Genomic DNA, 10,615 nt, shown 5'->3' with positions numbered 1-10,615 from the left:
CCCGGGAGATGCGGTGCACCCGGGAGGGGCGGCGCCGGTGTGCGGCCGCCCGACGCTGCGGCACGTCGCCCGGCGATGCCGCGCGGGGCCCACGCGCGCGTCCGTGGGTGCACCCTGAGCGCGATGGCGGCGCCCCACAGGCCGAGGGTCAGCCACGGGATGAGATCCGACACGGGGACCACCCCCTCGTCCACCGGCCGCCCGGGACGGGGAGCCGGGTCGCACGGCAGTCTAGCGCAGCACAAATTACGAAAAAAACTTCTTGCTATGGGATGACGCGCGGATCGGTGCCAGGCCGGAGCCGTAGAGGAGCACGGTGCCGGTCAGGACCGCCGGGTGGGTGACGTGGCCGGTCCCGGCCGCGGTCAGCAGCGCCAGGCCGGCGCAGACCGCGCCGACCCCGAGAACCACGGCGCCGACGTGGACCGGTGTCACCGTGGCCGCCGGGGCCGCGGTCGTGCCCCTGGCGCGGGGGCGCTCGAAGCGGCCCAGGGCCAGGACGAGGACCAGCAGCACGGCCGCGCACGCGAGCACCCACACCGGGCGCAGGGCGAACCAGCCGGCCGACAGCGGCTCGGGACGCGGGAGGGCGCCGGTCAGGTACAGCGCCGGGGCGGCGACCAGCACCGGTACGAGGTGCCACAGGTAGACGGTGAGCACGGTGGCGTTCACCGCGGCCGTCGCCGTCCACACCGGCGGACGACGGCACAGCCGGGTCAGCGGGCCCCGCAGCAGCAGGACGAGACCGACCTGCGCCACGCCGTAGGCCAGCAGGGCCAGCGTGGGTGGCGCGGTGTTCTGGAACTGCTCGCCCGGCACGCCGAGCATGCTCACCGGGTAGGGGCCGGCGGCCACCAGCCCGACGGCCGACAGCCCACCGCAGGCCAGCAGGGCCGCGGGGGTGCGGTCCCGGGTCAGCAGCGTGCCGGCCCGCCAGCCGATGCCGAGGACGTAGAGGCACAGCCAGACGAGCACGAAGTCGAGGGCGCCGGCCAGGGCCTCGCCGGAGAGCAGCCGCAGCAGGTCCGAGGTGGCGACCAGGAGCGCCAGCGCCACCGGCACCCGCAGCCCCCACCTGCCGTGCCCCGCGACGAGGACCGGCGTCGCGGCGACCACGGCGACGTAGACGGCCAGGAACCACAGCGGGATCGCGACAAGCCACGCCGCCGTGGCGACCAGACCGGGGGCGGCGACCTGCCGGCCGATCGTGATCCCGGTCAGGAGGGCGGCCAGGAAGAGCGAGGTGGGCCGCAGCAGTCGGCGCAGCCGGTCCTCCAGCCAGCCCGGTGCCGGCCGGCCGCCCGGGCCGACTGCCAGGAGGCCATGCCGGCGTAGCCGCCCACGAGGAAGAACAGCGGCATGACCTGCCACAGTCAGGACAGGTACTCCGCCGGGGGCCACAGCCCCAGGCCGTTGGCGCCGCTCAGCTCCCCGTCGCGGACGACGACGACCACGGCCACCCAGTGGCCGACGACCACGGTGAGGATCGCCGCCGCCCGCAGCAGGTCGACCACCCGGTCCCGGCTCTCCGGTGTCCGTCCGACGAGGGTCCGGATCGACGGGCTCCGGGTCGGACCCACCCCGGTCACCTCCTCGCGCACGTCGGTGCGGGGCGGCCGGGAGGCGACCGGCGCCCGGACGGCGGGATGCCCTCGGCGCCCCCGGGCCCCGGTCGGTCAGGTGCCGACGGGTACGACCGTCGTCCGGCCGTCCGGCAGCCGCCCCACCGGCAGTCCCACCCGGTCCAGCGCGGCGGCCACCGCCGCGGCCACGTGCGGAGGGTGGTGCAGCGGGAGCTCCGCCACCAGGGTGCCGGCCTCGTCGATGCAGCGCCGGTCGTCCGCCGCGGTCCAGGAGGCGTACGAGCCCGCGCCGTCGGGGAAGCGGTGGGCGAGCGCCTCCTCCAGTCGCCGGCGCGTCACCCCGGGGTCGTCGCCGACGGCCGGCAGCGCCGCGATCCCGTACCGGCGGAGGACGGAGAAGGCCAGGTCGAGCCGTGCCCGGTGCGGGGTCTCGGCGATCCAGCAGGGTGGTGGGCGGCCGGACGCGGGGTCCGGGCGGTAGGCGCACGCCGCCCCGGGGGGCCGGGACCGGGCGGGCGCTGCGCCGTGACAGCGGTCACTGCCCCTGCCCGAGGGAGTAGCCCGGCCGCCCGCTGAACCGGTAGAGGCCCTCGGTCTTGACGAAGTCGACGCCGGCCCGCTCCAGGAAGTGCAGCAGTTGCAGCACGTGCTTCGAGTGGGCGCAGCCGGGCGCCGGGGCCAGGAAGCGGGCCCGCCAGTGGTCGGTGCAGAACGTCTCCGGCAGGCCGTCGGGCCAGACCTTGACCCCGCGGTTGGAGACCATCTGCAGCTGCAGGTAGCAGCTCCGCGACGCGTCGCGCAGGGTCGCCGCCAGCGCGTCGGGGAAAACCCCGGCGTGGTGGACGAACACGTCGACGCCGTCCATCGTCCTCGGCTCCGGCTCGCGGCGCACCGGAGCCGGGGGCTCGAACGGGGGCAGGGCGGCGTAGGCCACGGCCGGCAGCGTGGCCGGTCGCTCGCCCAGGCGGGCGACGACGGCGTCGGCGAAGGCCCGCGTACCGAGCGGGGTGCGCCCGGGCGGGGTGATGTCGTAGGTGGTCTCCCCGGCCTCCAGGGTGGCCAGCCAGGCGTTGTGCACCCGTTCGGCGACCTCGGCCTGGCCCACGTGCACCAGCATCATCACCGCGCCCACGAGCAGGCCCGACGGGTTGGCGACGTCCTGCCCCGCCCGGCGCGGCGCCGACCCGTGGATCGCCTCGAACATCGCCACCTGGTCGCCGATGTTGGCCGAGCCCGCCAGCCCGACCGAGCCGGCGACCTGGGCCGCCACATCGGAGAGCACGTCGCCGTAGAGGTTGGGCATGACGACGACGTCGAAGGCCTCGGGCGTGTCCGCCAGCTTGGCCGCGCCGATGTCGACGATCCAGTGCTCGGACTCGATGTCGGGGTGCTCGGCGGCCACCTCGTCGAAGACCCGGTGGAACAGCCCGTCGGTCAGCTTCATGATGTTGTCCTTGGTGAAGCAGGTGACCTTCCGGCGGCCGTGCCGGCGGGCGTAGTCGAAGGCGTACCGGACGATCCGCTCGCACCCCGGGCGGCTGATCAGCTTCAGGCACTGGGTGACCTCGTCGGTCTGCCGGTGCTCGATGCCGGCGTAGAGGTCCTCCTCGTTCTCACGGATGATCACCACGTCCATGCCGGGGTGCCGCGTCGGCACGAAGGGTGCGTAGGCCACGCACGGCCGGACGTTGGCGTAGAGCCCCAGGGCCTTGCGCACCGTGACGTTGAGCGACTTGAACCCGCCGCCCTGCGGGGTGGTGATCGGGGCCTTGAGGAAGACCTTGGTGCGGCGGAGCGACTCCCAGGCCGACGCCTCGATGCCGGCGGTGTGCCCGCGCCGGTACACCGCCTCGCCGATCTCGATCTCCTCCACGGCCAGGCGGGCGCCGGCGGCGTCGAGGACCCGCAGGGTCGCGTCCATGATCTCCGGGCCGATGCCGTCGCCACGGGCCACCGTGACCGGGACGCCGGCCGTGCTCTCCCGTGGTCGGGCGTCCGGCGCCGCTGCCGCAGGTCGCTGGTACGTCGTGGTCCCGGTCATGAGCCACCTCCAGGGGATCGCCGTATGCGTACAGAATTACGCGAATTTCACATCCTGTAAAGCGGCCGGTCCGGCGACCGCCCCCGCCACGGGCGTCGGTGCCCGGCCGTCCGCCGCAGGACGCCGAGGGGCGCACGGGGTGACCGGTGACCTCGAGGGCGGTGCGGCGCCCGGTCGACGACCCGTCGACCGGGCACCGGTCGTGCGGTCCCGCCGCCGGCTCGGAGCCGGCGGCGGGATCAGGTGGCCAGCGAGCCGGCGAAGACCTGCCAGGCGAGCGCGCTCTTGGCGACCAGGCTCAGCACCAGGTAGGCCTGCTCCCCGTGGGCGTAGCTGCGCCACGGGCCGACCTCCCGGTACTGCAGCCACTGGTTGACCGCGAAGCTCGTGAAGAACACGAACAGCGAGAAGAAGATCCCGTAGACGAAACCCGGTATCCGGTCGGCCCCGACGATGTTCGCGGTGATCGCCACCCAGGGCGCCGCCCCGGCGATGCAACCGAACCAGAACGGCAGCATCGTCGTCCGGGCGCGGCCGGGTGGGTTCACCTGCTCCTGCAGCCAGCCGAACAGGATCATCGCGGCGTTGGCGCCGGCGATGCCGATCAGCGCGCTCAGCCCGGTGATGCCGGTGTAGGCGCAGATCAGCAGCACCATGATCGTCGAGCTGAACGAGTACTCCAGCCAGCGGAACCGGTTGATGCCCCGGCGCAGGTCGTCCTCGTAGCGCCGGCGCAGCACCGTGGCGGTCAGCAGGTGGTCCACCGCGGCCAGCCCCAGGAAGACCGCGATCGCCGCGCCCACGCCGACGTCGACGAGGGGCTCCGGCGCCGGCACCGCCGTGCCCGGCGGACCTGCCGGGAACGACGACGTCACGGTGATCGCGAAGCCGCTCGCCAGCACGAGGACCGCGACGGCCTGCGCGGCGTGCAGGACCGTCAGCGCCAGGTTCCAGCGCCGGAGGCCGGCGAGCCGCGCGTCGTCCACCCCCGTCGCGACCGGTGCGGAGCGGGGAGCGGTGGTGCCGTGCACGGCGACCTCCTGGACGGGGAAGGGCCGGGACGCTGCCCCATGGTGCCCCGTCCCTGCCCGGGTGCCGCTTCTCCGCCGCGCACCGCAGGCGGGGTGCTCCGTCGTGGTCCCACCCGGGGGGTGTCGCGCTCGATACCCTGGCGGCAGGAGGCGCGAGGGTCCGGACCCGACCGGGCCCGTCGCCGTGTCGCCGATCGGTTCGACCGGCCGGCCGCGCCAGCGAGCTCTGACGAGGACGTGCTGTGTTCGAGACACTCTCCGACCGCCTGGACACGGTCTTCAGCGGCCTGCGCGGCAAGGGCCGGCTGACCGACGCCGACATCGACGCCACCGCGCGCGAGATCCGCATCGCGCTGCTCGAGGCCGACGTCGCGCTGCCCGTCGTCCGGTCGTTCATCAACGCCGTCAAGGAGCGGGCGCGCGGGGCCGACGTCTCGCAGGCGCTCAACCCCGCCCAGCAGGTCATCAAGATCGTCAACGAGGAGCTCATCGAGATCCTCGGCGGCGAGACCCGGCGGCTGCGCTACGCCAAGCAGGGGCCGACGGTCATCATGCTGGCCGGTCTGCAGGGGTCCGGTAAGACGACCCTGGCCGGCAAGCTCGGCCGCTGGCTCAAGGCCCAGGGCCACACCCCGCTGCTCGTGGCCTGCGACCTCCAGCGGCCCAACGCGGTCAACCAGCTGTCGATCGTGGCCGGCCAGGCCGGGGTCGACGTCTACGCCCCCGAGCCGGGCAACGGCATCGGCGACCCCATCCGGGTCGCCGCCGACTCGGTCGAGCACGCCCGCCGCACGATGCACGACGTCGTCGTCGTCGACACCGCCGGCCGGCTGGGCATCGACGCCGAGCTGATGGCGCAGGCCGCCGGCATCCGGGACGCCGTGCAGCCGGACGAGACGCTGTTCGTCGTCGACGCGATGATCGGCCAGGACGCCGTCACCACCGCGGAGGCCTTCCGGGACGGCGTGGGCTTCAGCGGCGTCGTCCTCACCAAGCTCGACGGCGACGCCCGCGGTGGTGCCGCGCTGTCGGTCCGCTACGTCACCGGCCAGCCGATCATGTTCGCCTCCACCGGCGAGAAGCTGGCCGACTTCGACGTCTTCCACCCCGAGCGGATGGCCTCGCGCATCCTCGGGATGGGTGACGTGCTCACCCTCATCGAGCAGGCCGAGCAGGCCTTCGACGCCGACCAGGCCGAGCGGATGGCCGGCAAGCTCGCCTCCCGCGAGGGCTTCACCCTCGAGGACTTCCTCGAGCAGATGATGGCGATCCGCAAGATGGGCCCGATCGCCAACCTGCTCGGCATGCTGCCCGGCGCCGGCCAGATGAAGGAGCAGCTCAAGCAGGTCGACGACCGCGACCTGGACCGGACGGCGGCCATCATCCGGTCGATGACCCCCGAGGAGCGGGTCAACTCCAAGATCATCAACGCCTCGCGGCGGGTGCGCATCGCCAACGGCTCCGGCGTGACGGTCACCGAGGTCAACCAGCTGCTGGAACGGTTCGCGCAGGCCCAGAAGATGATGGGCCAGATGGCCGGCAGCATGGGCCTGCCCGGGATGGGCCCGATGTCGAAGAAGGCCCGGGGCCGGCAGATGCAGGCCCAGTCGAAGAAGGGCAAGAAGGGCAAGGGCAAGGGCGCCGCCGCGAAGAAGGGCGGCGGGCCCGCCCGCCGGCCCGCGGGCGTGCCCGGCCTGCCCCCCGGCGCCGGCCTGCCCGGCGGCGGGTTCCCCGGCGGGCAGATGCCGTCCCTGCCGCCCGGCCAGGGCCTGCCCGACCTCAGCAAGCTGGACTTCAGCAAGTTCGGGGACGAGCGGCCCGGCCGGTGAGCACGCCGCCGCTGCACCTCTCCGGCGTCGTCCTCCCGGACGGCGAGCGCCGCGACCTCTGGGTGCGCGACGGCCGCTTCACCACCGAGCCGGTCCCCGGTGCGGAGACGGTCAGCCGCGGCGGGTGGCTGGTCCCGGGCCTGGTCGACGCGCACTGCCACGTCGGGATCGGCCGCGGCGGCACCCCGGTCGAGGACCTCGCCGGCCTGCGCGAGCAGGCGCTCGCGGAGCGCGCCGCCGGGGTGCTGGCGCTGCGCGACTGCGGTGCGCCGGTGGACACGCGGGTGCTGGACGACGAGCCGGACCTGCCGCAGGTCATCCGGGCGGGCCGGCACCTGGCCGCCCCGCGGCGCTACATCCCCGGCCTGGCCGTCGAGCTCGGGCCCGCGGACCTCGCCGACGAGGTCCGCGTCCAGGCCCGCCGCGGGGACGGCTGGGTGAAGCTGGTGGGCGACTGGATCGACCGCGGCGTGGGGGACCTCGCGCCGGAGTGGCCCGAGGAGGCCGTCGCCGCGGCGATCGCCGCGGCCCACGACGAGGGCGCCCGGGTCACCGCGCACACGTTCGGCACCGACGCGCTGCCGGCCCTCATCCGGTCGGGCATCGACTGCATCGAGCACGGCACCGGGCTGACCGAGGAGCTGGTCGCCGAGATGGCCGCGCGTGGCACCGCCGTCGTCCCGACGCTGGTCAACGTCGAGCACTTCCCGTCCTTCGCCGCCGCGGGGGAGAAGCGCTTCCCGGCCTACGCCAGCACGATGCGCCGGCTCCACGCCGGGTCGGGGGCCGTCGTCCGCGCCGCGTACGAGGCCGGTGTCCCGGTGTTCGCCGGCACCGACGCCGGGGGCGGGATCGAGCACGGCCGGATCGCCGACGAGGTGCGCGCGCTGCACGACGCCGGCCTGCCCGCCGAGGCGGCGCTGGCCGCGGCGTCCTGGGGCGCGCGGGCGTGGCTCGGCCTGCCCTGCATCGAGGAGGGCGCGCGGGCCGACGTCGTGGTCTACGACGCCGACCCGCGGGCCGACCTGACCACCCTGGCCCGCCCCGCCCGGATCGTCCTGCGCGGCCGCGTGGTGGCCTAGCTAGGCGCGCCGCCTCCCCACCCGCCCGCCTCCCCACCCGCCGTGATCACGGGCTTCTGGCCGCCGACACGCGCCGACGCGCCGAGGCGGCCCGCCAGATCCCCGTGATCACCGGGGAGTCGACCCGGGAACTCGCGCGCAGCCGGCTCCGGCGGCCTGGGAGGATCAGCACCGTGCTGCTGCGGATGTCCACCCTGTTCCTGCGCACCCTGCGCGACGACCCGGCCGACGCCGAGGTCCCGAGCCACCGGCTGCTGGTTCGGGCCGGCTACATCCGGCGGGCCGCGCCGGGCGGGTTCAGCTGGCTGCCGCTGGGCTACCGGGTCTTCCGCAACGTGGAGCGCGTCGTCCGCGAGGAGATGGACGCCATGGGCGCCCAGGAGGTGCACTTCCCGGCGCTGCTGCCGCGCGAGCCCTACGAAGCCACCGGCCGCTGGACCGAGTACGGCGACAACCTCTTCCGGCTCCAGGACCGCCGCGGGGTCGACCACCTGCTCGGCCCCACCCACGAGGAGATGTTCACGCTCCTGGTGAAGGACCTGTATTCGTCGTACAAGGACCTCCCGCTGTCGCTCTACCAGATCCAGACCAAGTACCGGGACGAGGCGCGGCCGCGGGCCGGCCTGCTCCGCGGCCGCGAGTTCACCATGAAGGACAGCTACTCCTTCGACGTGGACGACGCCGGGCTGGACAAGTCCTACGCCGCCCACCGCGACGCCTACATCCGCATCTTCGACCGCCTCGGCCTGGAGTACGTGATCGTCTCGGCCGTGTCCGGCGCGATGGGCGGCTCGAAGAGCGAGGAGTTCCTGCACCCGACCGAGATCGGGGAGGACACCTTCGTCCGGTCGCCCGGCGGGTACGCGGCCAACGTGGAGGCGGTGTCCACCGTCGTCCCGGAGGCGATCCCGCTCGACGGGCTGCCCGCGGCGCACGTCGAGGACACCCCCGACACCCCCACCATCGAGACGCTGGTGGCCGTCGCGCAGCAGCTGTTCCCCGACGCCGGGTACACGGCGGCGGACACGCTGAAGAACGTCGTCGTCACGCTCGTGCACCCCGACGGCGCCCGGGAGCCGGTCGTCATCGGCATCCCCGGGGACCGGGAGGTCGACGCCAAGCGGCTCGAGGCCCAGGTCGCGCCGGCCGAGGTGGCGCCGTTCGAGGACTTCGCCAAGCACCCGGTGCTGGTCAAGGGCTACATCGGCCCGCAGGTGCTCGGCGAGGGCAGCGCGTCGGGGATCCGGTACCTGGTCGACCCGCGCGTGGTACCGGGCACCCGGTGGGTGACCGGGGCGAACGAGCCCGGCAAGCACGTGTTCGACCTGGTGGCCGGGCGCGACTTCACCTGGGACGGCGTCGTCGAGGCCGCCGAGGTGCTCCCCGGCGACCCCGCTCCCGACGGCTCCGGCGCCCTCGAGCTGGCCCGCGGCGTGGAGATCGGCCACATCTTCCAGCTGGGCCGCAAGTACGCCGAGGCGCTCGAGCTGAAGGTGCTGGACGAGAACGGCAAGCTCGTCACGGTCACCATGGGCTCCTACGGCATCGGCGTCTCCCGCGCCGTGGCGGCCATCGCGGAGTCGACGCACGACGAGCTGGGCCTGTGCTGGCCGCGGGAGATCGCGCCGGCCGACGTGCACGTCGTGGCCACCGGCAAGGACGCCGCGGTCTTCACCGCCGCCCAGCAGCTGGCCGGCGACCTGGTCGCCGCCGGCGTGACCGTCCTCTACGACGACCGCCCGAAGGTCTCGCCCGGGGTCAAGTTCAAGGACGCCGAGCTGCTGGGGATGCCGACGATCGTGACGGTCGGGCGCGGCCTGGCCGAGGGCGTGGTGGAGCTGCGCGACCGGGCGACGGGGGAGCGCGAGGAGGTCCCGGTGGAGGACGCCGTCGCCCGGGTGCTGGCCGCCGTCGGTCAGCCGCCCGCGGTCAGCGCCCGGTAGCGGGACGGCGTCATCCCGTAGGCCGCCCGGAAGGCGCGGCCGAACACCGTCGGGTCGGCGAAGCCGCAGCGGCGCGCGACCGCGGCCACGGGCAGGCCGAGCGCGCCGCCGCGGGCCAGCTCCTCCCGGGCCCGCTCCAGGCGGCGGTGCCGCACGTAGCGCGCCACGGTGTCCTGCCGGCCGGCGAAGAGCCGGTGCAGCTGCCGGACCGAGAGGAAGTGGGCCGCCGCGATCGTCCGCGGGTCCAGCGCGGGGTCGGCCAGGTGGGCCTCCACGTACGCCCGCACGGCGGCGAGCAGGTCCGCCTCGCCCCGCGGGCCCGCGACCGGTGGGGGAGCGGCGGCGCCGGCCGCGGTCGTGCCGGCCGCGGTGGTGACCAGCTCGAGCAGCTCGCCGGCGAGCCGGTCCCCGGCCCCGGCGACGTCCTCGCTGCGCACCAGGTCGGCGATCATCCGGCCCAGCACCCCGGTGAGGCCGGCCGCGCCGTCCAGCCGCCGCGCGGTCAGTCCGCCGGCCGGGGAGTCGGGCCGCGACCAGGTCAGGACCAGCAGCGACCAGGCCCCCGCCGTCCCCCCGCGCAGGTCCCAGCAGAACGGCCGGTCGGTCTCGTAGAGGGCGTAGTCACCCGGCTCGAGCCAGCACTCCCGGCCGTCCTGCTCGACCCGGGCCCGACCCGCTCGACCAGCCCGACCTGCACGTACCGCCGCCCGTCGGAGCGGGCCAGGCCGGGGGTGCGCAGCGCGCGCTGGTCCCCCGAGCGCACGCGCGACAGCTGCAGCGAGCCCACGGCCCGGCTACGCACCTCGCCGCCGAGCGCCTCCCCGGCGGCGGGGAGGACGTCGAGGTCCACGAAGTGCTCGCCGAGCAGGTCCCGCCAGGGCCGGACGCCGGTGCACCGGGCGCTGGTCGGCGTGGGCCTCGTCGGTCTCGGCCCGGTCGGGAGGGGCCTCGTCGGGGACGGCATGGGGCCTCGCTGGCGGTCGGCCGCGCGCGGGGCCCGTGCGGCGGACTCGCGCAGGACGGGCCGAGCGTGCCACGGGACGCCCGGCCGGGGAAGTCACCGGGGGTCGAGGGCCTGGCACGCAGGGTCGAGCCCGGTCGCGGCC

At 75.1% G+C, this 10,615-nt stretch carries 9 protein-coding genes and 1 pseudogene; 3 read left to right on the top strand and 7 right to left on the bottom strand.

Annotated elements, in window-relative coordinates:
• Nucleotides 1-246 precede the first annotated feature (246 nt).
• The 5 genes from ACI8AC_RS12835 to heR all read right to left on the bottom strand — a co-directional run bounded on the left by ACI8AC_RS12835 (nucleotide 247) and on the right by heR (nucleotide 4,655).
• Nucleotides 247-1,371: an acyltransferase family protein gene (locus ACI8AC_RS12835; RefSeq protein ID WP_456898167.1), complete on the bottom strand. Its 1,125-nt coding sequence runs from the start codon at nucleotides 1,369-1,371 to the stop codon at nucleotides 247-249.
• Nucleotides 1,372-1,373: 2 nt separating this feature from the next.
• Nucleotides 1,374-1,580 (bottom strand): hypothetical protein, encoded by a 207-nt coding sequence (locus tag ACI8AC_RS12830; protein WP_456898166.1) that lies wholly within the window; start codon nucleotides 1,578-1,580, stop codon nucleotides 1,374-1,376.
• 96 nt (nucleotides 1,581-1,676) lie between these two features.
• Nucleotides 1,677-1,922, bottom strand: a complete 246-nt coding sequence (locus ACI8AC_RS12825; protein ID WP_456898165.1) for a hypothetical protein — start codon at nucleotides 1,920-1,922, stop codon at nucleotides 1,677-1,679.
• A gap of 196 nt (nucleotides 1,923-2,118) precedes the next feature.
• Nucleotides 2,119-3,624: an NADP-dependent isocitrate dehydrogenase gene (locus tag ACI8AC_RS12820; protein ID WP_456898164.1), complete on the bottom strand. Its 1,506-nt coding sequence runs from the start codon at nucleotides 3,622-3,624 to the stop codon at nucleotides 2,119-2,121.
• 239 nt (nucleotides 3,625-3,863) lie between these two features.
• Complete coding sequence (gene heR, locus ACI8AC_RS12815) at nucleotides 3,864-4,655, bottom strand: heliorhodopsin HeR (RefSeq protein WP_456898163.1); 792 nt, start codon at nucleotides 4,653-4,655, stop codon at nucleotides 3,864-3,866.
• Between the two features lie 242 nt (nucleotides 4,656-4,897).
• Here heR and ffh point away from each other — a divergent pair, with 242 nt between their 5' ends.
• The 3 genes from ffh to ACI8AC_RS12800 all read left to right on the top strand — a co-directional run bounded on the left by ffh (nucleotide 4,898) and on the right by ACI8AC_RS12800 (nucleotide 9,509).
• Complete coding sequence (gene ffh / locus ACI8AC_RS12810) at nucleotides 4,898-6,484, top strand: signal recognition particle protein (RefSeq protein ID WP_456898162.1); 1,587 nt, start codon at nucleotides 4,898-4,900, stop codon at nucleotides 6,482-6,484.
• A complete protein-coding gene (locus ACI8AC_RS12805; protein ID WP_456898161.1) occupies nucleotides 6,481-7,566 on the top strand; it encodes an amidohydrolase family protein in 1,086 nt (361 codons plus the stop codon). The genes ffh and ACI8AC_RS12805 overlap by 4 nt, the downstream gene beginning before the upstream one ends.
• Before the next feature lie 173 nt (nucleotides 7,567-7,739).
• A complete protein-coding gene (locus tag ACI8AC_RS12800; protein WP_456898160.1) occupies nucleotides 7,740-9,509 on the top strand; it encodes a proline--tRNA ligase in 1,770 nt (589 codons plus the stop codon).
• On the opposite strand, the gene ACI8AC_RS12795 is transcribed toward ACI8AC_RS12800, so the two are convergent.
• Nucleotides 9,482-9,784 carry a helix-turn-helix transcriptional regulator gene (locus ACI8AC_RS12795; protein WP_456898258.1) on the bottom strand — a complete coding sequence of 101 codons (303 nt, stop codon included), beginning with the start codon at nucleotides 9,782-9,784 and terminating at the stop codon, nucleotides 9,482-9,484. The two genes, ACI8AC_RS12800 and ACI8AC_RS12795, sit on opposite strands and share 28 nt — an antisense overlap.
• A gap of 111 nt (nucleotides 9,785-9,895) precedes the next feature.
• A pseudogene (locus tag ACI8AC_RS12790) lies at nucleotides 9,896-10,174 on the bottom strand (hypothetical protein); the annotation flags it as partial.
• Nucleotides 10,175-10,615: the final 441 nt, after the last annotated feature.

This window comes from Geodermatophilus sp. SYSU D00758, assembly GCF_054049955.1.
Note: the sequence above shows the minus strand (reverse complement) of the source record. Positions and strands in the feature narration are given on the sequence as shown.